Genomic DNA, 25,897 nt, shown 5'->3' with positions numbered 1-25,897 from the left:
GGACTACCATAATGCAGGTTACCGAGACGCTGAACGAAGGTCTGAAGCGCGGCTATAACATCGTCGTATCCGCGGCTGAGCTGGACGACAAAGTGAACGAAAAGCTGGTCGAAGCGCAGCCTGAGATCGAGATGAAGGGCTTCCGCAAAGGCAAGGTGCCGATGGCGCTGCTGAAAAAGCAGTTTGGCCAACGCCTGCTGGGCGAAGCGATGCAGGAAAGCATCGACGGCGCCATGAACCAGCACTTCGAAGACAGCGGTGACCGTCCTGCGCTGCAGCCGCAGGTCAAGATGACCAACGAAGACTGGAAAGAAGGCGACGACGTCCACGTCGAGATGTCCTATGAGGCGCTGCCCGAGATTCCTGAAGTTGACCTGAAATCGGTCGAGCTGGAAAAGCTGGTTGTCAAAGCCGACGACGCGGCTGTCGAAGAAGCGCTGAACAACCTGGCCGAAACCGCTCAGGACTTCAAAGCGCGCCGCAAAGGTTCCAAAGCCAAGGACGGCGATCAGGTCGTGATCGACTTCGTTGGTAAAGTGGACGGCGAAGAGTTCGAAGGCGGTTCCGCCGAAGACTACCCGCTGGTTCTGGGGTCCAACAGCTTCATCCCTGGCTTCGAAGAGCAGCTGGTTGGCGTGAAGGCCGAGGAAGAAAAAGACGTCAACGTCAAGTTCCCCGAGGAATACGGTGCCGAGCATCTGGCCGGTAAAGACGCCGTCTTCACCTGCACCGTGAAAGAGGTGAAAGAGCCCGTTGCGGCCGAGATCAACGACGAACTGGCCACCAAATTCGGTGCCGAGGATCTGGAAGCGCTGAAAGGCCAGATCGCCGAGCGTCTGGAAGCCGAATACAACGGTGCATCGCGCGCTGTCATGAAGCGTGCTCTGCTGGACATTCTGGACGAGAAGGTTTCCTTCGACCTTCCGCCGTCGCTGGTTGAAGCCGAAGCCAAACAGATCGCACACCAGCTGTGGCACGAAGAAAACCCGGAAGTGGAAGGTCACGACCACGGCGAGATCGAGCCCACCGACGAGCACAACAAGCTGGCCGAGCGTCGCGTACGTCTGGGTCTGCTGCTGGCTGAGCTGGGCCAGAAGGCCGAGGTTGAGGTCACCGACGCTGAGATGACCCAGGCGATCATGAACCAGGCACGTCAGTACCCGGGTCAGGAACGTCAGTTCTTTGAGTTCGTACAGCAGAACGCTCAGATGCAGCAGCAACTACGCGCGCCGATCTTCGAAGACAAGGTCATCGACTATATCGTCGAACTGGCTCAGGTCGCTGACAAAGAAGTCAGCAAGGACGACCTGCAAAAAGCTGTTGAAGCACTGGAAGAGGAGTAATCCTCTTCCGCCCATCCCCATATGGGCACCAAAAAAAGCGGAGCCGTCTGTTATCAGACGGCTCCGGTGGGTGGCTTTTGTACTATGAGGTGAGGGGGTCAGGCCTCATGAGCAAAAGCACGGGGGGTACTTAGCAGAGCGGTCTTTTGCTCTGGCGTGAAACGGTCCGAAAGGGCCTCGATCAGCTTCAGCACATCGCCGACTTCTTCTTTCGTTCTTGCCGAATGCATCTGTTCGACAAAGTACTTCTCAAGCTCGGTCAGCGGCTGGTGATCACGGTTAGCGACGTTTGGCCCGACTTTTTTCTTGCTGTTGAACAGCGCCAGCGCCTCTTCCTCTTCAAGGAACACGTTCTCTTGGATGTCCGCAAACTCTCGCAGGCTGGCGATGCGCTCATCAGTGCAGTCCACCAGTGCCGCGAGGGCTGAAACCTTGCCCATCGGCACGGTTCTCCCGACATAGTCGTAAGGCGCACAGGCCGAGCGTTTGAGCACCCGATCCATCACAGGATCAATGACGGTGACAATGTCCTGGACACCCGCAGCCTTGGCATATTCCAGCGAACCGATCATCAGTTCACAAGTGGCATAGGACAGCGAGTTTTCACCTTTGCCGCGGGTCAACCGTTGGGTATCGACGCAGAAGCGGGTGGATTCCCACAGTGTCGCACTTCGAATAGGTGGTTCTCCGTCCAGAATGGCCGAGAATACATCGGCCAGCATATGGGGTCCGGTGGTCTGAAGGGCGCGCACGGCTGCGACGACATTCCCCGCGTCGTCGAAACCGATTACGTAAGTCGGATCAAGACCGTCGAATTCATCGATCTCTTTGCCGTCTTCGATTTTGACGTCCCATCCGAGACGTTCACCGAATACACGTGCTCTCAACTCGAACATCTCGTCAAGAACGTCGCTGAACAAATGTCTGTTCAGCCCATCTACTACGATGATCATTTCTTCCCCCTTCGAGTGGTTGTTTGGTAAACTAGACGTTACCGTTTTGGGGAAGAATTTCTATTGGGGGTTTCCCGTATTTTGTTCGAAATTTGGGGGTTCTAGGCCTAACCCGTACCAATAAGCCCGACTGCAATGGCGCGACCCACGGCCTGTGGCGTGGTTAGCGCGCATAGCTTTTCCCGGCTTGATCGCAGATGAACCTCGACCGTGCGGTGCGAGATTGAAAGGATATCGCCTATGTCCTGCTGCGATTTCCCCGCCGCAACCCATTGAAGAATCTCTGCTTCTCGGGTCGAAAGGTTGGGGTGATACAAAGCGCCAGTGAAATCGTCCGAGGTGATGACATTGTCATGCATGTGTACTGCCATGCCCTGAAGATCACTGATGACATGGGCATATAGCTTGCGCCATTCTTCCTTTGAACAGTCACGCGTCACGCTGAGAAAGCCGATATCACCATAAGGCCCGCGAACGGGGATGGTAACCCCTTGACTGGGCAGTCCAAAATCATGAGCGTCGCGAAAAACGCGTTGGAAGTTTGGGCTGCGTTCCAAGCGGCCCCAGTCAACCGGAGCGATGCTGCGTTTGGCTATATGCAGCGTTGGGTCGATCATCACCAGATCATGTTTCTGATAATGCTCTTTCCAGTCGTCATTGTAGGTAACGTGCCCCGCAACTTTCCCCTCGGATGGATTCATCCCGGCATAGGCTGCATGGTCCATATTGAACTTTTCACACACCTGCTTCAAAAACTCGGTGTATCGAGTTTCTGATCCTGGCAGGGTGCTCAGATCGATTATCTCCATATTGCGCCTACAAACTACGACTTGTCTTTAAGCCCGATGGTGTCTTCGGGCCAGTAAAGTACCAAGAGTGGAACAAGGTTACCGTGCGATAATAAGGACAACATACTTTCCCGAACATGACAAGACGATGGAAAAACTGAATGCGCATTTTGCGCACGTGTTAAACGCAAAAGAGCAATTGTGTCACTTTTTCATCACTTATGCTCGAATTGCACTATGCTTAATAACCTATTGTGATGGCTGTAACCCGGTCTCGACCAGCATCCCCCGCGCCTTGGCTTCCGGATAATATCCTTTGGCATACAGAAAAATCGCCCGTTGCTGGTCACCGTCCGAAAGCAGCCACGCACCGCGCAGGTACTTGCCCGCAAATTCGAGGTTGGTGTCCGCATCCAGCAGCCCCTGTGCATTTCCGGAATAGCCCATCGAGCGCGCCGTGGCGGGCAGAATCTGCAGTAGACCGTAATACGGGCGGTTGACGGCCCAAGGGCGATGAGTGCTTTCGCGGATCGCCAGCTTGTGCACCAGTTCGCGCGGAACTTCGTAGTGGTCCGCCCACTGGTTGATCGATGCGCGCAGTTCAGGCGTCTCGTTGGGGTATAGCGGGGGATCGAATGCATCCTGTGTCGGCGTGTCCGGCCCGCCGCAAGCGGCGAAAGGGGCTGTCAGCAATATGGCAAGGACGCTACGGCGCAAGAAAATTGTCATCTGTGTACTCCGAAATTCAGGCCGCGATGATAGGAAACACGAAGCCGCGTGCAAGCGTAGGTCTGAATTCTGGCTGAATTTTGCCCGTTTGGCGTGTGCAAGAAAAAAGGCCGCACAAATCGTGCGGCCTTTTCAAAATTCGGATCGGCCGGATCAGGCTTTGGCTTCGTCTTCTTCAGCCGGAGCTTCTTCGGCAACCAGCTCTTCGTCGTCGGAAGCAGCGGAACCGATATCGTCGAACAGTTCGGCGATTTCGAATTCAGCAGCGGCTTCTTCTTCCGCGGCCAGTTCCTGGATCGATTTGCCCGACGCCTGCAGCTCGGCTTCTTCTTGCGAGCGGGCGACGTTCATCTTGATCTCAACTTCGACCTCGGGGTGCAGTTTGACTGCCAGCGAGTGCAGACCCAGTTCCTTGATCGGAGCGATCAGGGCGATCTGTTTCTTGTCGACGGTGAAACCTGCTTCGGTCGCAGCGTCTGCGGCGTCACGCGGGGTGACCGAACCGTACAGAGCGCCAGCATCCGATGCCGAGCGAATCACGATGAACTGCTGACCGTCCAGCTTTTCAGCCAGTGCTTCAGCTTCTTTCTTGGTTTCCAGGTTGCGGGCTTCAAGCTGCGCTTTCTGGGCTTCGAACGATGCGATGTTGGCGTTCGATGCGCTCAGGGCTTTGCCTTGGGGCAGCAGGAAGTTACGGGCGTAGCCGGGCTTGACGTCAACGACGTCGCCCATCTGACCCAGTTTCGCAACGCGTTCCAGCAGGATAACTTGCATGTCAGTCTCTCCTTACTTCACAGCGTAGGGCAGCAGGGCGAGGAAGCGGGCGCGCTTGATAGCACGGGCCAGTTCACGCTGCTTCTTCGCCGAAACGGCGGTGATGCGCGAAGGTACGATCTTGCCGCGCTCAGAGATGTAGCGCTGCAGCAGTCGGGTGTCTTTGTAGTCAATCTTCGGCGCGTTCTCACCCGAGAACGGGCAGACCTTGCGGCGGCGGAAAAATGGTTTTGCGGCCATGGTTTATGTCCTTTCGTCAGGCTTAGATCAGCGGCGCTCGCGGCGGCCTTCGCGCTCATCGCGCTTCTGCATCTGGACCGAGGGGCCCTCGGCATGCTCGTCGACCTTGATGGTCAGAACGCGCATGACGTCTTCGTGCAGGCGCATCAGGCGCTCCATTTCCTGAACGGCGCCAGCAGGGGCGTCGGTCTTCAGGAAGGAATAGTGGCCTTTGCGGTTTTTGTTGATCTTGTAGGCCATCGTCTTGACGCCCCAGTACTCGCTTTCGACGACGTTGCCGCCGTTGTCAGCCAGAACGGTGCCGAAGTGTTCGACGAGGCTTTCTGCCTGCGCGTTGGACAGGTCCTGACGCGCGATCATTACATGCTCATACAGTGGCATGTGCACTCCTGTTTCTATCAAGGCGCATTTCATAGGCGGGGCCGTTTAACCCTCCGCGACCCTGCCACGAGAGGCTGCGCGATTCATGTGATTTGCGAAGGATGGCCCCATATACACGTTCCAGCGCGAGGGGCAAGCCCTGCCACAGATGCCTTGGTGAAGTCGCGCTATTTTCATTGCGCCGCCCAATTCCTGACGTTTTTCGGCTCAAAGTTGTTTTCCATACCGGGAAACATCCGGAGATACCGGACCCAGGACGGCAACCTGAAAACAGGGTGAGAGATATGAGTGCGATGAATACGAACACATTCGATGAGTCCGCAAAATCCGCGAACTATGAGAAATCTGTACCGGTGCTGATTGGGTTTGAGCCGAACTGGAAGGTCCGAATGGTTCTGGCCCGGGTTGTCGGTGCGTTTCTGATCGTGATGGCGTTTTCCATGTGGCTTATGGACGGATCCGTCATGGCGACCGAGGTTTGGCCGATCAAACTGGCTGCGTCGCTGATGTTCCTGCTGGTCGGGGTCAGCCTGCTGACGATCCAGATCCTCGATGCCCGCCCTGACGCGTATTTCGACCCGATCCGCCGCGAGGTCCGGGTTCTGCAAAAGAACGAAAACGGACGCCCGCAAACCGTTCTGCGCCGCAGCTATGACACGCTGGGCGGTGCGCGCTTTGCAGACGAACAGGTCGAGCTGTTCGACGTCGATGGCAGCCTGCTGATGAAGCTGCCGTTGCAGTCGGCGGATGTCAGCCGGGCTCTTAAAGGACAGCTGAGTGGAAGTGTAACAATCTTCGCCTAAGATTTATTCTGTTCATCAAAGAACAGAAAATGTGAGAGAATGATACTTGTGTGCTGCCCTTGGGCAGCACATTTTCGTTATCGAGCAACCCAACAGGATTGCATCCACAAAATTGCGGAGATTGTCATGAAATCCACCCTTCTTGCTGCTGCACTGGCCGTTTCGGCGACCTCGGCGTTCGCAAGCGCCGAGAAATACACTCTGGACCCAAGCCACAGCCAGGTTGTCTTTAGCTACAACCACCTGGGTTTTTCGACCACAACCGGCATGTTCTCGGGCTTTGAGGGCGAGATCATGTTCGATCAGGAAGATCCGGCAGCGTCCAGCGTTTCCGTTTCGATGCCTGTGGTCGAGATGTTCACCGGTTGGAAGCCGCGCGAAGATCACTTCATGACCGAGGATTTCTTCGGCGTGGCCGAAGGTGACATGATCACCTTTACTTCGACCGGTATCGAGGTCACCGGCGAAGGCACCGCCAATATCACTGGCGATCTGACTATGAACGGCGTGACCAAGTCGGTCGTTCTGGACGCCAAGCTCAATCAGGTTGCTGATCACCCGATGGCGAACAAGCCTTGGGCAGGTTTCGATGCCACCACCACTTTGGTTCGCAGCGATTTTGAACTGGGTCAGTTTGCACCGTTCGTCGGCGACGAAGTCGAAGTTCGGATTTCGATCGAGGCACAGAAGGCCGAATAATCCGGTTTCTTCCTCTGAAACGAATCCGCCGGGGTGCTGCCCCGGCGGTTTTTTTATTTTTCTCGTTCAGCGGTCAGGTTGACTGAGACCACGACCCCAAAGCCCAATGACTCTTCGGTCGGTTGTGAGGTGCCAACGTCGAAGTCCAGACGGTTCAGCTGCAGCTCTCCGGCCATCGTTGCGGTGTTTTCCTGAAGATCAAGGGTGAACGGCAGCACGACGTCCACCGATTTGTCGCGAATAGTCACGGGGCCGCGCGCCTCGTACCCGGTGTCAGTCTTGTAGATGTCAGCTTTGAATTGGGCGGTGGGAAACTGGCCGCTGTCAAAGAAATCGGCGGCCATGGCCTGATCCGTAACCGTGCCAAGGCTTAGCGATGTGATGGCAATCGTCACGTCCACTGATCCAGCCAGGCCCGGTTCTGCCGGATCTTCAAAGGCGATCGCGGCGGTCCAGTCGGCGAAACGACCGGTCACCGGGCTACCCAATTGGATAATGGTGATGGACAGGTCGCCGTCCTGCACCTGCCAGTCCGATTGTACCTCGGTCAGTTCGGCTGTGTCGGTCGCCGCAGTGGAGTGGTCAGAGAAGATACCGATGGACCAGCCACCGATCAAAATCGCCACCCAGACCGCCAGCGCCGCGGCAGCTGGGATCATTGAATGGTGCTGCGCAGGGGGCTGGGGCGCATCCGATTGGCCGGGCAACATGCGGCGCAGGGTGCTGTCCTTGTCAACCACATGGTGCTTGAGGGCTCCGACAATGTGCAGGACCAGAGACCCGGCCAGAACCCAGATGAACAGCCAGTGCAGGCCGGATGTCACCTCGGAGACAAAGAGTGACTTGGGCACGAGGGGCAGGTTTTGTCCAAAGGGCCACAGGATTGGTGCGAACCCTTCGGATGCGGCATGGTGCAGCCAGCCGGTCAACGGCACCAGAACCAGCGAAGCATAGAGCATCCAGTGAACGATCTCGGCGGCGAAGGCTTCGGGTTTGTTCTCGGCGTTCAGCAGCCCCGGTTTTGGTTGCGTCACAGCCCAAAGGATACGGGCAAGGGCGACAAAGAAAACAGTGACACCCACGGTCTTGTGCACCGAGAACAGGCGGGTTGCCCAGGCGATATCGTCTTCGGTGGTCGGGATCGAGGGGTCATAGATCGCGTGGGCCAGATCATTGGCTATCCATCCCAGCGGCAGCGCCGTGAAAATCAGCAAGGCAGTAAGCCAGTGAAACGTCTTGGCCACGCTGCCATAGCTGGAAAAGGTATTGGTCGAGGGCATCTGTTGCTCCGGGCTGGGGTGGTTGGGTTCAACCTAAGGCCATGGGATCAGGACTCAATAGCGCAGTGTGCACATCAACGGTGCCACAGTGCAGACGTCAGGCAATGCTTGTGCCGCGTCCGCACTCGGTTTACACCCCCCGGCAACCTAACGTCATCCAAGAGGTCGCAATGACACGCGCATTCGTTTTTCCGGGGCAGGGCGCCCAAACCATCGGGATGGGCAAGGCTCTGGCCGAGGCTTATCCGGCTGCTCAGGCTGTGTTCGACGAGGTCGACGAGGCGCTGGGTGAAAAGCTGAGCAACCTGATCTGGGAAGGTGATATCGCAGACCTGACGCTGACGCAGAACGCACAGCCGGCGCTGATGGCCACCTCGATCGCCGCGATGCGCGCGCTGGAGGCCGAGGGCGTTTCGGTCACCGATGCGGCCTTTGTCGCCGGTCATTCGCTGGGCGAATACTCGGCTTTGGCCGCTGCCGGTGCGTTGTCGGTTGCCGACACCGCCCGTTTGCTGCGCACCCGCGGTCAGGCAATGCAAAGCGCCGTTCCGGTCGGCGAGGGCGCGATGGTCGCCATTCTTGGGCTGGACCTGGACGCCGTCCGCGCCGTTGCCGAAGAGGCCGCGCAGGGTGAAGTCTGTCAGGCCGCGAACGACAACGACCCGACGCAGGTTGTGGTCTCGGGTGCGAAGGCTGCCGTGGAACGCGCGGCAGAGATCGCCAAGGAAAAAGGTGCCAAACGCGCGGTTATGTTGCCTGTGAGTGCTCCATTTCACTGTGCGCTGATGCAAACTGCTGCAGATGTAATGGCAGAGGCTCTGGCTGCTGTTGAAATCAAGGCACCTGCTGTGCCGTTGGTTGCGAATGTACGCGCCGAAGCGGTCACCGACCCCGACGTGATCCGCCAGTTGCTGGTCGAACAGGTCACCGGTTCGGTCCGTTGGCGCGAAAGCGTGCAGTACATGGCCGGGCAGGGCGTGACCGAGACATGGGAGATCGGCGCAGGCAAGGCCCTGTCGGGCATGATCCGCAAGATCAATCGCGACATCGCGGGCAAGGCCGTCGGCACGCCGGAAGATGTGCAAAAGGTCACTGAGGCCGAATCGTAAGCTTAAAACGTCCCGTCGGGACGCACCAAAAGGGAAACCGAATGTTTGATTTGACAGGTAAGAACGCGCTGATCACAGGCGCTTCGGGCGGTATCGGGGGCGATATCGCGCGTGCTCTGCATGGCGCGGGGGCCACTGTCGGGCTGTCTGGTACACGGGTCGAGCCTCTGCAGGCATTGGCGGATGAGTTGGGTGAACGTGCCCATGTCCTGCCCTGCAACCTGAGCGATCCCGAAGCCGTTGCCGCGCTGCCGAAGCAGGCGGCGGATGCGATGGGTTCGGTCGATATTCTGGTCAACAATGCGGGCATCACGCGGGACAATCTGTTCATGCGCATGTCGGACGAGGAATGGCAGAGTGTGATTGACGTGAACCTGACCGCCACCGCCAAGCTGTGCAAAGGTGTGTTGCGCGGCATGATGAAGGCGCGCTGGGGCCGGATCATCAACATCTCGTCCATTGTTGGTGCAACCGGGAACCCGGGTCAGGTCAACTATTCCGCGTCCAAGGCGGGTATGGTCGGCATGACCAAGTCTCTGGCCTGCGAGGTCGCAAGCCGCGGAATCACAGCCAACGCGGTGGCTCCGGGCTTCATCACGACGGCGATGACCGACAAGCTGACCGACGATCAGAAATCCGGCCTGCTGACTCAGGTTCCGGCCGGTCGGATGGGCGAGCCATCGGAAATTGCTGCGGCAGTTCTGTACCTTGCCAGCCCCGAAGCGGGTTATGTCACAGGCGCTACCTTGCATGTGAATGGCGGCATGGCCATGTTGTGATCGCACGCCGAGGCAGGCGCGAAAGCGTTTGCCTCGGGCGTTGTCTGTGCTATAGGCGGCACATCTATGCGGGGTCGGCCAAACGGTCGGCCTTCTACTTTCCCGGTAATTCGGGGACCCAACCGCCCGGACCGGGCAAATCAAAGCCAGCCTGAGCGGGCAAGGGCTGAACCGGGCATTACGCCCTGAAATGGAATGAGGAATAGACATGAGCGACGTCGCAGATCGCGTTAAAAAGATCGTTGTTGAGCACCTGGGTGTTGAAGAAGACAAAGTGGCTGAAAATGCTTCGTTCATCGACGACCTGGGCGCAGACAGCCTGGACACCGTTGAGCTGGTCATGGCCTTCGAAGAAGAGTTCGGCATCGAAATCCCGGATGACGCAGCCGAAACCATCCAGACCTTTGGCGACGCCGTCAAATTCATCTCTGAAGCGTCCTAATCGCTTCGAAACCGCTTGAAAACGGCGCTTCCGGGCAACGGAGGCGTCGTTTTTTTTGCCTGTTTGGAATTCGGGCTTGTCAGGTGAAGGTTTCGTTCGCAACCATTCCCCCGAGGCACAACAATTCTGAGCGGGCAGGGCATGATACGATCCACCCCGACGATAAACACATCGCGCCTGATGCTTTGCGGCATGCGGCCCGAAGATTTCAACCGGTTCGCCGAGATTTGGCGTAACCCCTGCATTGTGCGCCATATCGGCGGCAAGCCCCGCTCGCGCGGTGAGGCGTGGGATTCGTTTCTGCGCAATGCGGGACATTGGCAGATGGCCGGGTTCGGGCAATGGGCCGTGTTGCAGCAATCGAATCGGCTGATGATCGGTCAGGCCGGATTTTTCTATGGCAACCGAGCCTTGGGCGAAGATTTCGACAGTTTCCCCGAAGCCGGGTGGATTCTGGTGCCCGAAGCTCAGGGTCAGGGATTGGGGTTCGAGGCCGCTCAGGCCGCGCATGACTGGTTCGATCGCATCATGCCCGGGCCGTTGGTGGCAATGGTAAATTTGGCGAATTCCTCCTCGCAGAAGTTGGCTCAAAAACTGGGCTATGCGGTGATGCGTGAATGCGAATACAATGGCACTCCGGTTGTGCTGCTGCGCCGGAATGGACCGCCGACTCGCGTGTAGTCTCAACTTGGTTGTGATGCCGCAAAATGTCCTCAGTTTGCCGAAACTGGCGACATCCGGGGTTTTTCGGGTGTGTATGGTACAGTCAATTGCAATGCGATTGGGCGGAGGAGCTGGCTCATGAGGATTTACCCCACTATGGAACTGCAGAACGGCCGGTGTGTGACACTGGAAAAGGGCCGTCTGGACGAAGCCATGATCTGGCATGTGGACCCTGTCGAAACGGCGCGCAGCTGGTCGGCGGCAGGTGCGGAATGGATGCAGCTGACGGATTTCGACGCGATCGAAGGGCGGGACACAAACGCTGAACTGATTGAAGAGATCATTCGTTCGGCCGAGATGCCGGTGCAACTGGCTGGCGGTATGCGCAGCCGTGAGCAGATCGAGCACTGGATCGACAAGGGGGCAGGGCGGATCGTCGTCGGTACACTCGCCGCACGTGACCCGATCCTAGTTAAGGAACTGGCCAAGCTTTATCCGGACCAGATTGTTCTGGCTGTGGATGTCTGGCAGGGGCTGGTCATGACGGAAGGCTGGCGCAGCCAGAGTGCCTTCACGCCCGAAGCCTTTATTGATGCCTTCGCCGACACCCCGTTTGCGGCCATCCTGGTCACGGATATCGACAGCGACATGGAGGACGTCGAGGCGCAACTGGGTCTGATTTCCGGCCTTGCTGAAAAGTCCCGCACGCCGGTTATCGCCAGCGGTGTTGTGCGCACGGCGGACGATATCTCGCGCTTGGCTTATATCTCGAATATTTCGGGCGCCATTGTCGGGCGGGCGCTGTTCCGCAAGTCGCTTGATCTGGCCGACGCGCTGGAAGTGGCCAAAACCGCACATGAACCGGTCGCACAGTTCCAGTAACTGACGGACATTTCGAAACCGCCTGTTGCCCCACGGGCAGCGGGCGGTTCTTTATTTCTGAACCGTTCGCGTAGTGATGAGCTGAATTTCTTTCAGTTTTGGCAAGATGCTGCCGGAAGGGATTATGCCGTTGCTCTTGCCCCCGGCCCCCGGGCCGGGGTATGAGCGGTTCTCAAACAGGAAGCAGGCAAGAGGCATTTCATGCGCAGAGTCGTTGTAACCGGTCTGGGATTGGTCACTCCGTTGGCCAGCGGGGTCGAGGAAACCTGGTCGCGGCTGCTGGACGGAGAATCCGGTGCGGGCCCGATCACTCAGTTCGACGCTGAGGCAAGCGGGGTCACCACGACCTATGCCTGCGAAGTACCGCGCGGAGACGGCACGAACGGGACGTTCAACCCCGACGATTGGATGCCGCCGAAAGAGCAGCGCAAGATCGAAGACTTTATCCTGTATTCGATTGCCGCGGCCGACATGGCCTGTGCGGATGCGGGCTGGACGCCCGAGGACGAAGACGCGCGCCTGCGCACAGGCGTTCTGATCGGCTCTGGCATTGGTGGTCTTGGGTCCATCGCGGATACGGCCAACCTGATCCGCGACAAGGGTCCGCGCCGCGTGTCGCCCTTCTTTATCCCCGGTGCGCTGATCAACCTGGCCTCGGGGCAGGTCTCGATCCGTCACGGTTTCAAAGGTCCGAACCACTCGGTTGTAACGGCTTGTTCGACTGGTGCACACGCGATTGGCGACGCCAGCCGCATCATCCGCGCCGGTGACGCGGATGTCATGGTTGCAGGCGGCGGTGAAGGCTGCATCTGCGAGATCGGCATCGCGGGCTTTAACGCCTGTAAGGCGCTGTCGACCAAATATGCCGATGACCCCAAGAAGGCGAGCCGCCCCTATGATGTCGACCGTGACGGGTTCGTCATGGGCGAGGGCGCGGGTATCGTTGTGCTGGAAGAATATGAACACGCCAAGGCGCGCGGCGCAAAGATTTACGCCGAGGTTCTGGGCTATGGCATGTCCGGCGACGCTTATCACATCACGGCGCCGTCCGAGGATGGCGACGGGGCCGAGCGTTCGATGAAGGCCGCGCTGCGCAGCGCCGGGCTGGAGCCGAATGATCTGGACTATATCAACGCGCATGGCACCTCGACCATGGCGGACACGATCGAGCTGGGCGCGGTGGAACGCCTGCTGGGCGACCACGCAGCAAACGCGACCATGACCTCGACCAAATCGGCAACCGGTCACCTGCTGGGCGCTGCTGGCGCGATCGAGGCGATCTTCTCGATCCTGGCGATCCGTGATCAGGTTGCGCCGCCGACGATCAATCTGGACAACCCGGCGGTTGAAACTCCGATTGATCTGGCACCCAACGCCAAACGCGAGCGTGAGATCAACGTGGCCCTGTCGAACTCGTTCGGCTTCGGCGGCACCAACGCGAGCGTGATCTTCGGAAAGGTCAGCTAAATGTGGCGGGCTTTGGCATCGAACGCGCTGACCATCCTGGTGGTCAGCCTGTTCCTGATCGGCGGTCTGATCCTGTGGGGGCAGTCGCAATACAAGGCTGAGGGCCCGCTGCAAACTGCCATGTGCCTGCAGGTCAAAAGCGGATCGAACATGACCCGCGTCAGCCAGCAGCTTGAAGATGAGGGCGCCATTAACAGCGCCATGATCTTCCGGATGGGTGCGGATTACACCGACAAGGCCCAGCAACTGAAAGCGGGCAGCTTTCTGGTCCGCGAAGGCGCGTCGATGGAGCAGATCATCGACGAGATCACCAGCAGCGGCGCCAGCACCTGTGGGTCCGAGATCGAGTATCGCATCGGCGTGACACGCGTTCAGACCCGTGTTCGCGAACTGGACCCGGCCACGCTGGACTTTGTCGAGATCGCCAGTTTCGAGGCCGGTGAAGAAGATGCCCCCGCTGAATACGCCGAAAAGCGTCAGGACTCTGACACCCGCTATCGCGTCTCGGTCGCCGAAGGTGTGACCTCGTGGCAGGTGGTTGAGGCGCTGAAGGGCATCGACGCACTGACCGGTGAGGTGTCCGAAGTCCCGGCCGAGGGTATGCTGGCACCCGACAGCTATGAGCTTGCTCCGGGCGATGATCGGGCTGCCGTGCTGCAGGACATGCAGGAAAAGCAACAGTTGCGGATCAACGCGGTTTGGGAGAGCCGTCAGGACGATTTGCCGATCAGCAGCCCCGAAGAGATGCTGATCCTTGCCTCGATCATCGAGAAAGAAACCGGTGTTCCACATGAGCGCGGACAAGTCGCCAGCGTCTTCGTGAACCGGCTTGAAAAGGGCATGAAGCTGCAAACGGACCCGACCGTCATATACGGTGTCACCAAGGGTCAGGGCGTTCTGGGCCGTGGTCTGCGCCGGAGTGAGCTTCGCCGGGCAACGCCATGGAACACTTACGTAATCGATGGTCTGCCACCGACACCGATTGCCAATCCGGGGCTTGCAAGCCTTGAAGCCGCCGTTGCTCCGGAAGAGACCAATTACGTCTTCTTTGTAGCGGATGGAACAGGCGGGCACGCCTTTGCGGAGACTCTGGACGAGCACAACCGCAACGTTGCAAAATGGCGAGAGATCGAAGCCGAGAGAAACAGCTCGAGCAACTAAGAAAAGGGCCGCGTCGAAAAACGCGGCCCTTTCTCTTTTATGCGGCGGGGCGTCGGCGCGGACGGCGACGTTTGGACGGCGCGGGTTTCGACGCCTCATTTGCCCCGTGTGGTCTGCGTCCCCGGAACCCGCCACGCTTGCGCGGTTTCTTGGGTTCGGCGAATTCGGGCATGGTGCCGCTGGCGACCGGGATGTCGATCTTCATCAGCTTCTGAATCTGGCGCAGTTGATCCAGTTCATCCGGTGCGCAGAAAGCAATGCCTTCGCCCTCGCGTCCGGCGCGGGCGGTGCGGCCGATGCGGTGGACATAGTTGTCGGGCACTTCGGGCAAGTCATAGTTGATAACGTAGGCAACACCCGGAATGTCGATGCCGCGCGCGGCGACATCGGTGGCGACCAGCACGTTGATCTCTCCGGCGCGGAACGCCTTGATCGCGCGGTCGCGCTGACCCTGGCTTTTGTTCCCGTGGATCGAGGCGGCGTTGAACCCGTCCGCCACCAGACCTTTCATCAGTTTCTCGGCCCCGTGTTTCGTGCGGGCAAAGACCAGCGTCAGGGCATCCATATCCGCCGACAGTACTTCGCGAAGCTTCCGCGGTTTTTCGGCTCTGTCGAGGAAATGAACAGACTGCGTGATCTTGTCTGCGGCCTTGCCCGGAGGCGAGACCTGCACCCGTTGCGGGTTGGTCAGATAGGACTGGCTGAGTTCTTCCATCAGCTTCGGCATTGTCGCCGAAAACAGCATGGTCTGACGCGGCGTGCCCAAAGCGGGCTCGATTTTGCGCAAGGCATGGATGAAACCCATGTCCAGCATCTGGTCGGCCTCATCCAGCACCAGATGACGGACTGTGCTGAGGTCAACGGCGCCACGTTCCATCAGGTCGATCAGGCGGCCCGGCGTCGCGACCAGAATGTCGGTGCCGCGCGACAGGAACGAGATCTGCTTGCCGATGGATTGCCCGCCGACAACAGTGGCGACGCGCAGTTTTGTCTTTTTGGTCAGGTTACGCAGGCTCTCGGCGATCTGGTTCACCAATTCACGGGTCGGCGCCAGGATCAGGGCCTTGACCGTTTTGGGGGCCGGTTTGCCCGGTTGCGCCAGCAGGTGATCGATCAGCGGCAGGCCGAAGGCCAGCGTTTTGCCGGTGCCGGTCTGGGCCAGCCCAAGGATGTCGTGGCCCTGCAGGGCCAGCGGGATCGCCTGGTTCTGGATCGGCGTGGGTTGGGTAAAGTTTGCGCGTTGCAGCGCATCATTCAGGGCCGGGGCCAGGCCCAGCATGTCGAAGTCGAACAAGTATCATTCCTTTTTGATCCGGGACGGCTTTCCGAACCGGACAAGAGCATAAGGCCACGCCAACAGCGCGACCGGCAGGGTTTCTGCGAAGCCTCGGGGCATACAGGCGAGTCCTGTACATCCGGCCGTCGCATCAAGAACCCTGCGTGAAGGGGAACTAGGAGATGTGTAGTGCGCTGTGGGGGCCGTTGCGGCCAGATGCTCACGCGTCAGCGCTTGATCTGCGGCACATGCGGTCTGCGCGCGGGTTTGTCAAGCTTTGATGTTGGTCACTGATGAGTCGGGGACCACTTGTCGAGCGCTTCGAGGAACCTGGCATGTTCGCCCTCATGCATCCCGATATTGGTTTCGGGGTAGGGGAAGTTGCGCGCGGTGACCTCAGTATGGAACTGCGACAGCGCGTCGACCCGTTCGTCGTGAATCTGCTTGTGCAGCCTGCCCACTCTGCCAAAGGCATAGGCGTGTTTCGGTGGTTTATCTTCTTCACTGGCTTCGCCACAAATATCTGCAACGAAGGAAAAGATCGCGTCCCCGGCCTTGCCGGAGCCCAGCGAGAACGTGACCACCGTGGTCTTTGTATTCACGGCAGCAAGCACTTCTTCTGCAAGGCATTCGACCTCGACCGCGAAGACACCGACATCCTCCATCCGCTTGAGGGTTTGATAGACTTTCATCGCCTCATCAGCGGTCCGCCCCCATGCGCGAAGCCCACCGCAGTGATGGCTGAAGGTGGGGATAAGGCCGATGTGGCTCTGAACCGGAATGCCGTCCTTTGCCATCCTTTCCATGACGTCCAGTGAGCGTAGCGTGTAATACATGTCTGCCCCATTCCGCATCGTCCCATATGCGTGTGCCACGATTTCGTCATCGGACCCGAATTGCGCCCAGGTCGAACCTGCTCCGGTGAAATGGGTGGGCGCAATGCGGCGGACATCGTCCATCTGATCGGCCCCCACAACAAGAAGGTCGATACCGGCATCGACACAGGCCCGAAGCTCGTCGTTATTGGCGGGGTTCGCCATGGACAGGGTACGGCCCGAGCCCTTGAGCGCCTTCAAATCCGCAACGGTATAATTACGTATGGCCGGGTTGCGGCTGAAGTCATAGATGCGTTTCATTTGCTCGCGCTCCTGATGGTTTCCCGCAACTTAAACAGCGGTCTGACAGGCTGGCAATCCAAACGTCATGCGCGTGTTTGTTCAGGTTTTCTTAACTCGGTGCGTACTCTGGGTGTTGCGCCCCTGTTGCGCAAATCATTGACTTTGCGCGCTTATTCTCGTATAAGTTGTGTCATGCTAGAAGAAGTGGGCAACGGCCCTGGGGAAACCCGGTGGCCGTTTTTCGTTTCTCTCGTGCGGAGAAAACTCACGCATGAGGTCACAGGCAAACATGACTTTGATTACCCCGGAAGAGCGGATGTCCCAGACGGCGGAACTTTTGCAGTCGCTTGAGACATCCATTCGCGGTTTGCGCAAAGCGGCGGAAGAACTGCGCAGGCAAATCGGAACCGGGGAGGATGCAGACCTGGCTGGTACGGCCAAACAACTCGGGCAGTTAGAGGGGCTGATCCGAAGTTGTCAGAAAGTGGAGACAAGCTTTGTCGAACAACATCACAGACAAGCCGGAATTGCCCAAGGTGGGTATGCGCTCGACCTTGAGCGCGCTCGATTTGAAATCGGGTGCAGGCTGGCTCGCCTCCGCCGATGCTGCGGTTCGGGACAGATTTCTGAGTGAGATCGGGGAGGGAGGGCTGTGCGCCCTCCCTTTCCTGTTCGAGTTCTGGGCGCTGCCGCACCAGTGGCCGCCCGAGGGCGACTGGCGGTCCTGGGTGATCATGGGCGGACGCGGTGCCGGTAAGACGCGCGCGGGGTCCGAATGGGTGCGGTCGATGGTCGAGGGGTCAAAGCCGCTGGATCGTGGTGAAGCCAGCCGCGTGGCCTTGGTCGGTGAGACCTTCGATCAGGTGCGCGATGTGATGATCTTCGGCGATAGCGGGATATTGCACTGTTCGCCACCGGACCGGCGGCCTCAGTGGAAGGCGTCCGAACGCAAGCTGATCTGGCCCAACGGGGCCGAGGCGCAAGCGTTCTCGGCGCATGATCCCGAAGGGTTGCGGGGGCCGCAATTCGATGCGGCCTGGGTGGATGAGCTGGCCAAGTGGAAAAAGGCGGGCGAGACCTGGGATATGCTGCAATTCGCGTTGCGTCTGGGCGAGCGGCCTCGGGTCTGTGTGACGACAACGCCGCGGAATGTGAAGGTTCTGAAGGAGTTGCTGTCGTCTCCGTCCACGGTTCAGGCCCATGCGCCGACCGAGGCGAACCGGGCCAATCTGGCCGAGTCGTTTCTGGACGAAGTGCGCGCGCGCTATGCGGGCACACGGCTTGGTCGGCAGGAACTGGACGGGGTATTGCTGTCGGATGCAGAAGGCGCGTTGTGGACAGGTTCAATGCTGGACGCGGCGCGGGTCGAGGCTGTGCCGGAACTGGACCGTATCGTGGTGGCGCTGGACCCAGCGGTGACGGCGGGATCGGATGCGGATGCCTGTGGGATCGTGGTTGTCGGCGCTCAGCTGCAGGGGCCGCCCGAGGCGTGGCGCGCCTATGTGCTGGCCGATCGCACGGTGCAGGGCGTTGGCCCGGCGGGTTGGGCGCGGGCGGCGATTGATGCGATGGATGAGTTTGGGGCTGAACGGCTGGTGGCCGAGGTCAATCAGGGCGGGCAGCTGGTGGAAGAGGTGGTGCGGCAGGTGGACCCTCTGGTGCCTTATCGGGCTGTACGGGCCTCACGCGGAAAGGTGGCCCGGGCCGAGCCTGTGGCGGCCTTGTACGAGCAGGGGCGGGTGGCGCATGTGGCCGGTCTGGACGCGCTGGAGGAGCAGATGTGCCAGATGACGGCGCGCGGGTATCAAGGTCAGGGCTCACCCGACCGGGTCGATGCGCTGGTCTGGGCGCTGCATGAACTGGTTGTGGGGCCAGCGGGGGCGTATCGGCGGCCGAGGGTGCGGAGTTTGTGAGAGGAATTTCAGTCTAGTCTAGTTCGAATTCGTTCTCATCCTTAAGGCCGCGAATAAAACTCTCAAAGTCTGGTGCTATGAAAGTAATACGATAGTCATTCTCTTGATCAACATGAACAACCGTTGGCTGGGAATTGCCCGAAGCATTTCTGTAGTCTAGGCAAAGCATATCGTGACCCGCTGAGGGGCAGTCAGCAAAATAAACCCCAATATGCGGGTATCCCCATTCCCCCATCCAAAATTTGGTGCTGAAATAGCCACAGAGCGAGCAGTCCAGCTTTCTATCGATTCCATAGATTCCAGAAATCGCGATGTGATCTTTAGCCCATGAGGTCGGAGTATTTGTAGGATGAGAGTTTTTTGAAGGGGTCCCGCCATTCTGAACCTTCATCATTTCAACATAGCTTTCGGGTAGCTTTACCCCCAGTTCTTGTTCGACGGATCGCAGTAGACTCTCGTCCAGTTTCCTACTGATGTAGTTTTTCCGTTCATACGCATCACCTGACCAAAAACCTGACAAATCGAAGTCTTCAAAAACAATCATTTTGTTTCCTGTTAATTCGCAGCGGAAATTGTATTTTGGAACAAATACTTAATCAACTAATCAGTTTAGGGTGGAGCTATCATACGACATAAGTGGGGCGTTTTCTTGGTGTAGCAGCCACTCAGAAACACGGCACACATCCGTTGCCCAACCCCCGTACGCTCCGTTCCCGAGGCTTAAACTTCTTTCCTGCATAACTCCTTTCAACAAGCCGGACACAGCGGCGACAGAAAGGAGCATCTGGACATGGTATTCGATTTCTTGCGTCGTAGAGCGGCCGGGGAAGCACCCGAGGCAAAGGCCAGCGCGGCAGGCCCTGTAGTGGCCTGGCAGACGGGTGGGCGCGTGGCGTGGAGCCCTCGGGATGCAGTGTCGCTGACGCGGACGGGGTTTTCCGGCAACCCGGTGGGCTTCCGCTCGGTTAAGCTGATTGCCGAGGCTGCAGCGGCCTTGCCACTGGTCTTGCAGGATCGTGAACAGCGCTATGACGTGCACCCTATCCTGACCCTGATGCGCCGCCCCAACGCAGCGCAGGGGCGGGCCGAGTTGATGGAGGCCGTGTTCGGCCAGCTTCTACTGTCGGGCAATGCTTACATTGAGGCGGTTCAGGCCGAGGACGGATTGCCGGTTGAACTGCACGTTCTACGCTCGGACCGGATGAGCGTGGTGCCCGGTGCTGACGGTTGGCCCAAGGCGTATGATTACACGGTAGGGGGCAAGACCCATCGTTTTGCCGCTGACGCCATCTGCCACATCAAGTCCTTCCATCCGCAGGATGACCATTACGGGTTCTCGCCGATGCAGGCGGCGGCCATGGCCATTGATGTGCATAACAGTGCGTCGCGCTGGTCGAAATCGCTGTTGGACAATGCTGCGCGGCCCTCGGGGGCGCTGGTTTGGAAGGGCGGCGATGGTCACGGCGTGATGGCCGAGGATCAGTTCCGCCGCCTGAGCGACGAGATCGAGCAGAACTATCGCGGCGCGCGCAATGCTGGCCGGCCGATGGTTCTGGAAGGGGGGCTGGATTGGAAGCCGATGGGTTTCTCGCCATCCGACATGGAGTTTCAGAAGACCAAGGAAGCCGCCGCCCGCGAGATCGCGCTGGCCTTTGGGGTCCCACCAATGTTGCTGGGGATCCAGGGTGACGCGACCTATTCGAACTATCAGGAGGCCAACCGGGCGTTTTATCGACTGACCGTGCTGCCTCTGGTGACGCGGGTGGCGGCGGCGGTGTCGGAATGGCTCTCGGGCTATTCCGGTGAGGATCTGATGCTGAAACCGGATCTGGATCAGGTGCCAGCATTGTCTGCCGAGCGGGACGCGCAATGGGCACGGGTCAGCCGGGCCGAGTTCCTGACCGATGCGGAAAAGCGGTCTCTGCTGGGCCTCCCGGCGCTGGCGGAGGATGCGGATGGCTGAGGGGTATCCGCCATTCGACTGCGCACCGGGCCTGCGTCTGGCGGCACATGAACGGGTGGCCGAGATTCAGCACGCGCATCTGTGCCGCAGGTTGGATCAGATCGAAGAGATGATGGAACGGTTGGAAAAGCGGTTGTGGCTGACAGTCTACGGTGTCGCGGCGGTGATCCTGGCGCAGGTGTTTCAATCGTTCCTTGCGGCCACGCCGTGAAATCAAAAGCTTACGAGGAGGTGTTCATGGATTTGGAACACAAGTTTGCACGGTTCGGAGACGGGCTTTCGGTATCCGAGGATGCGGTGATCGAAGGTTATGCCAGCCTGTTCGGTCAGGTCGATCAGGGCAGTGACGTGGTGCAGAAAGGGGCCTATCGCAGCTCGCTGGCCGGGCTGGAAAAGGCGGGCCAGCGAGTCAAGATGCTGTGGCAGCACGACCCGGCGCAGCCCATCGGCGTCTGGGATGAGGTGCGCGAGGACGACAAGGGTCTTTGGGTCAAGGGGCGTCTGCTGGAAAGCACCCAGAAGGGCCGCGAGGCGGCGGAACTAATCCGCGCGGGCGCGATGGATGGCCTGTCGATTGGCTATCGCACCAAGCGGGCCGCGAAGAATGACAAGGGCCAGCGGGTCCTTACCGAACTGGAGCTGTGGGAGGTGTCGCTGGTGACCTTCCCGATGCTGCCCAGTGCGCGGGTGGCGGCAAAGGGTTTCGATCCCGAAGCCGACGAGACCCTGCGTAGCATTGCCGAGGTGTTCAACGACGCCCGGCAGGAGCTGGCGCGACCCTAGCGCGCCTCAAACCCACCCAAGAAATGGAAGTGCTGATGAGCAAGACCGAAACCCCGGCCTTGACCGGAGAGGGTGCGCCCCTGGTTCAGGAGGTGAAGCAGGCGATGGCTGGCTTCGTGAATGAATTCAAGGGCCTGAAGGCTGAAGTTAAAACTAAACTGCAACAGACAGAAGAGCGACTGACCATGCTGGGTCGTAAATCAACCATCGCGGCGCGTCCGCACCTTGCGGCCTCGATCGAAGACGGCGCACCGCATCAGAAGGCTTTTGATGCCTATGTGCGTTCGGGCGAAGATGATGGCCTGCGCGGGCTTGAAATGGAGTCGAAATCGCTGTCGAGCGCTGTCAACAGTGATGGCGGTTATCAGGTTGATCCGCAAACCGCCGAGATCATCAAATCGGTTCTGAAATCCACTGCCTCGATCCGCTCGATTGCGTCAGTGGTGAATGTCGAGGCGAACTCATTCGACGTGCTGATCGACCACACTGATGTGGGCGCAGGCTGGGCCGACGAGACTGCGGCCGCAACTGAGACCGCGACCCCGTCGATCGACCGCATCTCGATTGCGCTGCACGAGCTGAGCGCCCTTCCCAAAGCCTCGCAGCGTCTGCTGGACGACAGCGCGTTTGACGTCGAAGGCTGGCTGGCCGGTCGTATCGCCGACAAGTTCGCCCGCGCCGAAGCAGCTGCGTTCATCTCGGGCGATGGTGGCGACAAGCCGAAGGGCATCCTGGACCACACAAAGGTCGACAATGATGTCTGGGCCTGGGGCAATATCGGCTATGTTCCCACCGGCATCGACGGTGGTGTCGAGGCGGATGCAATTGTCGACGTGGTCTATGCGCTGGGTGCCCAGTACCGCGTGAACGGCACCTTCGTGATGAACTCGAAGACCGCGGGTCTGATCCGCAAGCTGAAGGACAGCGATGGCCGCTTCCTGTGGTCCGACGGCCTGGCTGCGGGCGAGCCTGCGCGTCTGATGGGCTACCCGGTGCTGATCGCCGAGGACATGCCCGATGCGGCGTCCGACAGCTTCTCGATTGCCTTTGGTGACTTCCAGGCCGGTTACACCATTGCCGAACGCCCCGACCTGCGCGTCCTGCGCGACCCGTTCAGCGCCAAGCCGCATGTCCTGTTCTACGCAACCAAGCGCGTTGGCGGCGACGTGAGCGACTTTGCCGCGATCAAGCTGGTGAAATTCGGCACCGCCTAAGTGGTGGCGAATCCGGGGGGGCGGGCAACTGGCCCTCCGGGCGGCGGGTACGGGCCGGGGTGAGATCCCTTGCATTGTCTAGCTGCTCCCCTCCGTCCGAGCAACGTGGGGCGGCGCGTGCCCGCCAAATTCCTGAAGTGACGACCCCCGGAGGGGGCCGAGATTGCGGAGTGAATGGATGATGTTGATCGAAGAAACCGCCATCGCGGATGCGGCGCTGCCGGTGGATCAGTTCAAGGCGCATCTGCGGCTGGGCACGGGCTTTGCCGAGGACAATGTGCAGGACGAGGTGTTGAAGGGCTTTTTGCGGGCCGCTATTGCGGCGATCGAAGCGCGCACCGGCAAGGTTCTGATCGAGCGCGGTTTTTCTTGGAGCCTGAACGGTTGGCGGGATCAGGCGGCCGAGGTTCTTCCGGTAGCTCCGGTGGCGTCCGTTGACGCGGTGACCGTGATGGATGCGGCGGGTGGCGAAAACGTCGTAGACGCAGGCGTGTACCGGTTGGAAAAAGACAGCCAGCGCCCCCGGTTGCGCCCGGCGGGTTCAAGCCTGCCGGTGATTGCGACAGGCGGCGCGGTGAAGATCACATTCACCGCCGGCATGTCATCCAATTGGGGCGGTTTGCCCGCTGAATTGGGGCAGGCGGTGCTGCTGTTGGCGGCGCATTACTACGAATATCGTGATGAAACGGCTCTGGGTGCAGGTTGTATGCCCTTTGGCGTGACCAGCCTGATCCAGCGCTACCGCACCGTGCGTTTTGGCGCAGGAGTAGCGCAATGAAGACGCCGCGACTGAACCGAAAGCTGGTGCTCGAGGCACCGGTGCGCAACGCCGATGGTGCGGGCGGATACACCGAGACCTGGCAGGCGTTGGGAACGGTCTGGGCCGAGGTCACCGCGCGCAGCGGGTCCGAGCGGCAGGTGGCCGGAGTACCCGTCTCGCGCGTTGGATACCGCATCGTAGTGCGCGGCGCGCCGGAAGGATCGGCCATGCGCCCCTCGCCGGAACAGCGTTTTGCGGAAGGCACACGACGTTTTGTCATTCGTGCCGTCGCCGAACGCGACCCGCGCGGCCAGTACCTGACCTGTTTTGCAGATGAAGAGGTGGCGGCATGAGTTATGGCGTTTCAGCCGCTTTGCAGGCGGCAGTGTATCAGCAGCTATCCGGGGATGCGCAGGTCAGCACACTTTCCGGTGGCGCGATCTATGACGCAGTTCCCACCGGGTCGGTGCCCCAAACCTATGTGACGCTGGGCCCGGAAGAGGTGCGGGACGCATCGGACCGGACAGGCGCAGGTGCCGTGCATCGCTTCACGGTGTCGGTGATGTCCGAAGCCGCCGGGTTCGGTGCTGCCAAGACCCTTGCCGGGGCAGTGTGTGACGCGCTTGAGAGCGCCGCGCTGAACCTGGATCGGGGCCGGTTGGTGGGCCTTTGGTTCGAGCGCGCTTCGGCCAGGCGAACCGGAACCGGCGGCGCTGTTCGCCAGATCGACCTGAGATTCCGCGCCCGCGTGGAAGACGACTAAGCAATCAACGGAGAGAGCATATGGCTGCCCAGAACGGAAAAGACCTGTTGGTCAAAGTGGATATGAACGGCTCGGGCCTGTTCGAGACCATCGCGGGGCTGCGGGCCACGCGGGTTAGTTTCAACGCGGAAAGCGTGGATGTCACCAGCCTTGAAAGCCAGGGCGGATGGCGCGAGTTGCTGTCGGGCGCAGGGGTGAAATCTGCTGCGATCTCGGGCTCGGGCGTGTTCAAGGACGCAGGCACCGATGAACGCGCGCGTCAGTTGTTCTTTGATGGCGAAACGCCGAATTTTCAGGTGATCATTCCAGATTTCGGCATCGTCGAGGGCGCGTTCCAGGTAACGGGCATCGAGTATGCGGGTTCGCATAATGGCGAGGCGACCTATGAGATGAGCCTGGCCAGCGCCGGTGCTCTGGCCTTTACGGCGCTGTAATCCGATGGCCAATCCGTGGACGGGCGAGGTGGCTTTGACCATCGATGGGGAGCGGCGGGTGCTCAAGCTGACGCTGGGCGCTTTGGCGGAATTGGAACAAGAACTGGGCACCGGGTCTTTGGTGGAGCTGGTGCAACGGTTCGAGGGTGGAGCGTACTCCAGCGGCGATGTTCTGGCGCTGATCGTGGCGGGGCTGCGGGGCGGCGGGGCCAATGTGGCTCGGGCCGACCTGCTGAGCGCCGAGATCAAGGGCGGCCCGATGGCGGGCGCGCGTGCAGCGGCCGAGCTGCTGGCGCGGGCCTTCATGGTGCCGGAGCAGACATGAGCGGGTTCGACTGGCCCGCGCTGATGCGGGCCGGGTTTGTCGGTCTGCGCCTGACGCCGGATCAGTTCTGGCGTCTGACCCCGGCCGAGCTGCGGCTGATGCTGGGGCAGGGCGCAGGGATGCCGTCAATGAACCGGAAGGGATTGGACGCCTTGCTGGCGGCCTACCCGGACAGGAAACAAGGAGAGCGTGATGACGGATCGTGACGGGTTGGACGACCTGCAGGAGCGGGGCGAGGCGCTGGGCGACTCGCTGGGGGATGCGGCGTCGATGGCCGCGGCTTTTGACAACCAGATGAAACGGATCAGCGCGGCCTTTGAAGAGACCGGCAAGGATGTCGCCACGTTGGAACGCGGCATGTCCGGCGGGTTGCGCAAGGCCTTTGACGGTGTGGTGCTGGACGGGATGAACCTGTCTGATGCGTTGGACGTTCTGAAGAACTCGATGATCCGGACGGCTTATTCGGCCGCGATCCGGCCGGTGACGGATCACTTCGGCGGAATGCTGGCCAACGCCGTCGGAGGTCTGGTGCAGGGTATTCTGCCCTTTGCCGACGGCGGCAGCTTTTCCCAGGGGCGGGTAATGCCTTTCGCCAATGGCGGTGTGGTCAGCGGTCCGACCACGTTCCCGATGCGGGGCGGCACCGGACTGATGGGCGAGGCCGGCCCCGAGGCGATCATGCCTCTGGCGCGCGGTCCGGATGGCAAGCTGGGCGTGCGCACTTCGGGCGGTGGGCGCGCAGTGAACGTGGTGATGAACATCACAACCCTGGACGTTCAGGGGTTCCGGCGCAGCCAGGGCCAGATCGCCGCCCAGATGAGCCGTGCCCTGGGCCGCGGCAATCGCAACAGGTAA

The 25,897-nt window shown here is 59.9% G+C and carries 32 protein-coding genes; 22 read left to right on the top strand and 10 right to left on the bottom strand.

Translation table 11 applies throughout. From position 1 onward, the window contains the following. Positions 1-11: 11 nt before the first annotated feature. Entirely contained in the window at positions 12-1,343 is a 1,332-nt protein-coding gene (gene tig, locus GOX88_RS04820) for a trigger factor (RefSeq protein WP_170400258.1), read from the top strand. A 98-nt stretch (positions 1,344-1,441) separates the two neighbouring features. Here tig and GOX88_RS04815 read toward each other — a convergent pair whose 3' ends face one another. From GOX88_RS04815 to rpsF, 6 genes are all read right to left on the bottom strand, one after another. Then, entirely contained in the window at positions 1,442-2,296 is an 855-nt protein-coding gene (locus tag GOX88_RS04815) for an acyl-homoserine-lactone synthase (RefSeq protein ID WP_170399879.1), read from the bottom strand. 107 nt (positions 2,297-2,403) lie between these two features. Continuing rightward, complete coding sequence (locus GOX88_RS04810; RefSeq protein ID WP_170399877.1) at positions 2,404-3,105, bottom strand: autoinducer binding domain-containing protein; 702 nt, start codon at positions 3,103-3,105, stop codon at positions 2,404-2,406. Between the two features lie 228 nt (positions 3,106-3,333). Beyond that, positions 3,334-3,813 (bottom strand): lytic transglycosylase domain-containing protein, encoded by a 480-nt coding sequence (locus GOX88_RS04805; protein ID WP_170399875.1) that lies wholly within the window; start codon positions 3,811-3,813, stop codon positions 3,334-3,336. Between the two features lie 153 nt (positions 3,814-3,966). Further along, complete coding sequence (gene rplI / locus GOX88_RS04800) at positions 3,967-4,587, bottom strand: 50S ribosomal protein L9 (protein ID WP_170399873.1); 621 nt, start codon at positions 4,585-4,587, stop codon at positions 3,967-3,969. Positions 4,588-4,599: 12 nt separating this feature from the next. Continuing rightward, positions 4,600-4,827 (bottom strand): 30S ribosomal protein S18, encoded by a 228-nt coding sequence (gene rpsR, locus GOX88_RS04795; RefSeq protein ID WP_005608650.1) that lies wholly within the window; start codon positions 4,825-4,827, stop codon positions 4,600-4,602. Between the two features lie 27 nt (positions 4,828-4,854). Continuing rightward, positions 4,855-5,208: a 30S ribosomal protein S6 gene (gene rpsF, locus GOX88_RS04790; RefSeq protein WP_170399869.1), complete on the bottom strand. Its 354-nt coding sequence runs from the start codon at positions 5,206-5,208 to the stop codon at positions 4,855-4,857. Positions 5,209-5,501: 293 nt separating this feature from the next. Between rpsF and GOX88_RS04785 the strand changes: the two genes are divergently transcribed. Next, a complete protein-coding gene (locus GOX88_RS04785; protein ID WP_254436142.1) occupies positions 5,502-6,011 on the top strand; it encodes a hypothetical protein in 510 nt (169 codons plus the stop codon). A 126-nt stretch (positions 6,012-6,137) separates the two neighbouring features. After that, positions 6,138-6,710: a YceI family protein gene (locus tag GOX88_RS04780; RefSeq protein WP_170399865.1), complete on the top strand. Its 573-nt coding sequence runs from the start codon at positions 6,138-6,140 to the stop codon at positions 6,708-6,710. 53 nt (positions 6,711-6,763) lie between these two features. Here GOX88_RS04780 and GOX88_RS04775 read toward each other — a convergent pair whose 3' ends face one another. Next, the gene (locus GOX88_RS04775) at positions 6,764-7,990 is read right to left on the bottom strand and encodes a cytochrome b/b6 domain-containing protein (RefSeq protein ID WP_170399861.1); all 1,227 of its coding nucleotides are present in this window, start codon (positions 7,988-7,990) and stop codon (positions 6,764-6,766) included. A gap of 170 nt (positions 7,991-8,160) precedes the next feature. Here GOX88_RS04775 and fabD point away from each other — a divergent pair, with 170 nt between their 5' ends. From fabD to mltG, 7 genes are all read left to right on the top strand, one after another. After that, a complete protein-coding gene (gene fabD / locus GOX88_RS04770) occupies positions 8,161-9,099 on the top strand; it encodes an ACP S-malonyltransferase (protein WP_170399858.1) in 939 nt (312 codons plus the stop codon). Between the two features lie 41 nt (positions 9,100-9,140). After that, on the top strand, positions 9,141-9,878 hold the full coding sequence (gene fabG / locus GOX88_RS04765; protein WP_170399855.1) for a 3-oxoacyl-[acyl-carrier-protein] reductase: 738 nt from the start codon (positions 9,141-9,143) through the stop codon (positions 9,876-9,878). A 208-nt stretch (positions 9,879-10,086) separates the two neighbouring features. Continuing rightward, positions 10,087-10,320, top strand: coding sequence for an acyl carrier protein (locus GOX88_RS04760; protein ID WP_008756330.1), 234 nt, complete (start codon positions 10,087-10,089; stop codon positions 10,318-10,320). Between the two features lie 141 nt (positions 10,321-10,461). Then, entirely contained in the window at positions 10,462-11,001 is a 540-nt protein-coding gene (locus GOX88_RS04755) for a GNAT family N-acetyltransferase (protein WP_170399851.1), read from the top strand. A 120-nt stretch (positions 11,002-11,121) separates the two neighbouring features. Then, a complete protein-coding gene (locus GOX88_RS04750) occupies positions 11,122-11,865 on the top strand; it encodes a HisA/HisF-related TIM barrel protein (RefSeq protein ID WP_170399848.1) in 744 nt (247 codons plus the stop codon). Positions 11,866-12,066: 201 nt separating this feature from the next. Continuing rightward, on the top strand, positions 12,067-13,332 hold the full coding sequence (fabF, locus tag GOX88_RS04745) for a beta-ketoacyl-ACP synthase II (RefSeq protein ID WP_170399845.1): 1,266 nt from the start codon (positions 12,067-12,069) through the stop codon (positions 13,330-13,332). Beyond that, positions 13,333-14,493, top strand: a complete 1,161-nt coding sequence (gene mltG / locus GOX88_RS04740; protein WP_170399842.1) for an endolytic transglycosylase MltG — start codon at positions 13,333-13,335, stop codon at positions 14,491-14,493. A 37-nt stretch (positions 14,494-14,530) separates the two neighbouring features. Here the strand turns inward: mltG and GOX88_RS04735 are convergent, their stop codons facing one another. Continuing rightward, on the bottom strand, positions 14,531-15,787 hold the full coding sequence (locus tag GOX88_RS04735) for a DEAD/DEAH box helicase (RefSeq protein WP_170399840.1): 1,257 nt from the start codon (positions 15,785-15,787) through the stop codon (positions 14,531-14,533). 269 nt (positions 15,788-16,056) lie between these two features. Further along, positions 16,057-16,905 carry a 3-methyl-2-oxobutanoate hydroxymethyltransferase gene (locus GOX88_RS04730; protein WP_170399837.1) on the bottom strand — a complete coding sequence of 283 codons (849 nt, stop codon included), beginning with the start codon at positions 16,903-16,905 and terminating at the stop codon, positions 16,057-16,059. A gap of 668 nt (positions 16,906-17,573) precedes the next feature. Here GOX88_RS04730 and GOX88_RS04725 point away from each other — a divergent pair. After that, a complete protein-coding gene (locus GOX88_RS04725; RefSeq protein WP_170400257.1) occupies positions 17,574-18,800 on the top strand; it encodes a DNA-packaging protein in 1,227 nt (408 codons plus the stop codon). A 13-nt stretch (positions 18,801-18,813) separates the two neighbouring features. On the opposite strand, the gene GOX88_RS04720 is transcribed toward GOX88_RS04725, so the two are convergent. Further along, on the bottom strand, positions 18,814-19,344 hold the full coding sequence (locus GOX88_RS04720) for an SMI1/KNR4 family protein (protein WP_170399834.1): 531 nt from the start codon (positions 19,342-19,344) through the stop codon (positions 18,814-18,816). A gap of 246 nt (positions 19,345-19,590) precedes the next feature. On the opposite strand from GOX88_RS04720, the gene GOX88_RS04715 reads away from it, so the two are divergent. The 11 genes from GOX88_RS04715 (at position 19,591) to GOX88_RS04665 (ending at position 25,897) form a co-directional block, all read left to right on the top strand. Beyond that, entirely contained in the window at positions 19,591-20,763 is a 1,173-nt protein-coding gene (locus GOX88_RS04715; protein ID WP_170399831.1) for a phage portal protein, read from the top strand. Continuing rightward, positions 20,756-20,974 (top strand): GTA head formation protein, RCAP_rcc01685 family, encoded by a 219-nt coding sequence (locus GOX88_RS04710; RefSeq protein ID WP_170399828.1) that lies wholly within the window; start codon positions 20,756-20,758, stop codon positions 20,972-20,974. The genes GOX88_RS04715 and GOX88_RS04710 overlap by 8 nt, the downstream gene beginning before the upstream one ends. Positions 20,975-21,000: 26 nt before the next feature. Then, the gene (locus tag GOX88_RS04705) at positions 21,001-21,546 is read left to right on the top strand and encodes an HK97 family phage prohead protease (protein WP_170399825.1); all 546 of its coding nucleotides are present in this window, start codon (positions 21,001-21,003) and stop codon (positions 21,544-21,546) included. Positions 21,547-21,581: 35 nt separating this feature from the next. After that, the gene (locus tag GOX88_RS04700) at positions 21,582-22,760 is read left to right on the top strand and encodes a phage major capsid protein (RefSeq protein ID WP_170399822.1); all 1,179 of its coding nucleotides are present in this window, start codon (positions 21,582-21,584) and stop codon (positions 22,758-22,760) included. Between the two features lie 178 nt (positions 22,761-22,938). After that, on the top strand, positions 22,939-23,538 hold the full coding sequence (locus GOX88_RS04695) for a head-tail connector protein (protein WP_170399819.1): 600 nt from the start codon (positions 22,939-22,941) through the stop codon (positions 23,536-23,538). Then, positions 23,535-23,873 (top strand): phage head closure protein, encoded by a 339-nt coding sequence (locus GOX88_RS04690; RefSeq protein ID WP_170399816.1) that lies wholly within the window; start codon positions 23,535-23,537, stop codon positions 23,871-23,873. Before GOX88_RS04695 ends, GOX88_RS04690 begins: the two co-directional genes overlap by 4 nt. After that, the gene (locus GOX88_RS04685) at positions 23,870-24,283 is read left to right on the top strand and encodes a DUF3168 domain-containing protein (RefSeq protein WP_170399813.1); all 414 of its coding nucleotides are present in this window, start codon (positions 23,870-23,872) and stop codon (positions 24,281-24,283) included. Before GOX88_RS04690 ends, GOX88_RS04685 begins: the two co-directional genes overlap by 4 nt. A 20-nt stretch (positions 24,284-24,303) precedes the next feature. Next, a complete protein-coding gene (locus tag GOX88_RS04680; RefSeq protein ID WP_058280596.1) occupies positions 24,304-24,717 on the top strand; it encodes a phage major tail protein, TP901-1 family in 414 nt (137 codons plus the stop codon). 4 nt (positions 24,718-24,721) lie between these two features. Continuing rightward, positions 24,722-25,042: a gene transfer agent family protein gene (locus tag GOX88_RS04675; RefSeq protein WP_170399810.1), complete on the top strand. Its 321-nt coding sequence runs from the start codon at positions 24,722-24,724 to the stop codon at positions 25,040-25,042. Then, complete coding sequence (locus GOX88_RS04670; protein WP_170399807.1) at positions 25,039-25,248, top strand: rcc01693 family protein; 210 nt, start codon at positions 25,039-25,041, stop codon at positions 25,246-25,248. Before GOX88_RS04675 ends, GOX88_RS04670 begins: the two co-directional genes overlap by 4 nt. Further along, on the top strand, positions 25,235-25,897 hold the full coding sequence (locus tag GOX88_RS04665) for a phage tail tape measure protein (protein WP_170399804.1): 663 nt from the start codon (positions 25,235-25,237) through the stop codon (positions 25,895-25,897). Before GOX88_RS04670 ends, GOX88_RS04665 begins: the two co-directional genes overlap by 14 nt.

The organism is Ruegeria arenilitoris (assembly GCF_013030985.1).
Lineage (GTDB): Bacteria > Pseudomonadota > Alphaproteobacteria > Rhodobacterales > Rhodobacteraceae > Ruegeria > Ruegeria arenilitoris_B.
Note: the sequence above shows the minus strand (reverse complement) of the source record. Positions and strands in the feature narration are given on the sequence as shown.

Excerpts from the sequence above, each read along its gene's own strand:
- tig (WP_170400258.1), top strand. The coding sequence starts at position 12 with ATGCAGGTTACCGAGACGCTGAACGAAGGTCTGAAGCGCGGCTATAAC.
- GOX88_RS04815 (WP_170399879.1), bottom strand. The coding sequence starts at position 2,296 with ATGATCATCGTAGTAGATGGGCTGAACAGACATTTGTTCAGCGACGTT.
- GOX88_RS04810 (WP_170399877.1), bottom strand. The coding sequence starts at position 3,105 with ATGGAGATAATCGATCTGAGCACCCTGCCAGGATCAGAAACTCGATAC.
- GOX88_RS04805 (WP_170399875.1), bottom strand. The coding sequence starts at position 3,813 with ATGACAATTTTCTTGCGCCGTAGCGTCCTTGCCATATTGCTGACAGCC.
- rplI (WP_170399873.1), bottom strand. The coding sequence starts at position 4,587 with ATGCAAGTTATCCTGCTGGAACGCGTTGCGAAACTGGGTCAGATGGGC.
- rpsR (WP_005608650.1), bottom strand. The coding sequence starts at position 4,827 with ATGGCCGCAAAACCATTTTTCCGCCGCCGCAAGGTCTGCCCGTTCTCG.
- rpsF (WP_170399869.1), bottom strand. The coding sequence starts at position 5,208 with ATGCCACTGTATGAGCATGTAATGATCGCGCGTCAGGACCTGTCCAAC.
- GOX88_RS04785 (WP_254436142.1), top strand. The coding sequence starts at position 5,502 with ATGAATACGAACACATTCGATGAGTCCGCAAAATCCGCGAACTATGAG.
- GOX88_RS04780 (WP_170399865.1), top strand. The coding sequence starts at position 6,138 with ATGAAATCCACCCTTCTTGCTGCTGCACTGGCCGTTTCGGCGACCTCG.
- GOX88_RS04775 (WP_170399861.1), bottom strand. The coding sequence starts at position 7,990 with ATGCCCTCGACCAATACCTTTTCCAGCTATGGCAGCGTGGCCAAGACG.
- fabD (WP_170399858.1), top strand. The coding sequence starts at position 8,161 with ATGACACGCGCATTCGTTTTTCCGGGGCAGGGCGCCCAAACCATCGGG.
- fabG (WP_170399855.1), top strand. The coding sequence starts at position 9,141 with ATGTTTGATTTGACAGGTAAGAACGCGCTGATCACAGGCGCTTCGGGC.
- GOX88_RS04760 (WP_008756330.1), top strand. The coding sequence starts at position 10,087 with ATGAGCGACGTCGCAGATCGCGTTAAAAAGATCGTTGTTGAGCACCTG.
- GOX88_RS04755 (WP_170399851.1), top strand. The coding sequence starts at position 10,462 with ATGATACGATCCACCCCGACGATAAACACATCGCGCCTGATGCTTTGC.
- GOX88_RS04750 (WP_170399848.1), top strand. The coding sequence starts at position 11,122 with ATGAGGATTTACCCCACTATGGAACTGCAGAACGGCCGGTGTGTGACA.
- fabF (WP_170399845.1), top strand. The coding sequence starts at position 12,067 with ATGCGCAGAGTCGTTGTAACCGGTCTGGGATTGGTCACTCCGTTGGCC.
- mltG (WP_170399842.1), top strand. The coding sequence starts at position 13,333 with ATGTGGCGGGCTTTGGCATCGAACGCGCTGACCATCCTGGTGGTCAGC.
- GOX88_RS04730 (WP_170399837.1), bottom strand. The coding sequence starts at position 16,905 with ATGAAACGCATCTATGACTTCAGCCGCAACCCGGCCATACGTAATTAT.
- GOX88_RS04720 (WP_170399834.1), bottom strand. The coding sequence starts at position 19,344 with ATGATTGTTTTTGAAGACTTCGATTTGTCAGGTTTTTGGTCAGGTGAT.
- GOX88_RS04715 (WP_170399831.1), top strand. The coding sequence starts at position 19,591 with ATGGTATTCGATTTCTTGCGTCGTAGAGCGGCCGGGGAAGCACCCGAG.
- GOX88_RS04710 (WP_170399828.1), top strand. The coding sequence starts at position 20,756 with ATGGCTGAGGGGTATCCGCCATTCGACTGCGCACCGGGCCTGCGTCTG.
- GOX88_RS04705 (WP_170399825.1), top strand. The coding sequence starts at position 21,001 with ATGGATTTGGAACACAAGTTTGCACGGTTCGGAGACGGGCTTTCGGTA.
- GOX88_RS04700 (WP_170399822.1), top strand. The coding sequence starts at position 21,582 with ATGAGCAAGACCGAAACCCCGGCCTTGACCGGAGAGGGTGCGCCCCTG.
- GOX88_RS04695 (WP_170399819.1), top strand. The coding sequence starts at position 22,939 with ATGATGTTGATCGAAGAAACCGCCATCGCGGATGCGGCGCTGCCGGTG.
- GOX88_RS04690 (WP_170399816.1), top strand. The coding sequence starts at position 23,535 with ATGAAGACGCCGCGACTGAACCGAAAGCTGGTGCTCGAGGCACCGGTG.
- GOX88_RS04685 (WP_170399813.1), top strand. The coding sequence starts at position 23,870 with ATGAGTTATGGCGTTTCAGCCGCTTTGCAGGCGGCAGTGTATCAGCAG.
- GOX88_RS04680 (WP_058280596.1), top strand. The coding sequence starts at position 24,304 with ATGGCTGCCCAGAACGGAAAAGACCTGTTGGTCAAAGTGGATATGAAC.
- GOX88_RS04675 (WP_170399810.1), top strand. The coding sequence starts at position 24,722 with ATGGCCAATCCGTGGACGGGCGAGGTGGCTTTGACCATCGATGGGGAG.
- GOX88_RS04670 (WP_170399807.1), top strand. The coding sequence starts at position 25,039 with ATGAGCGGGTTCGACTGGCCCGCGCTGATGCGGGCCGGGTTTGTCGGT.
- GOX88_RS04665 (WP_170399804.1), top strand. The coding sequence starts at position 25,235 with ATGACGGATCGTGACGGGTTGGACGACCTGCAGGAGCGGGGCGAGGCG.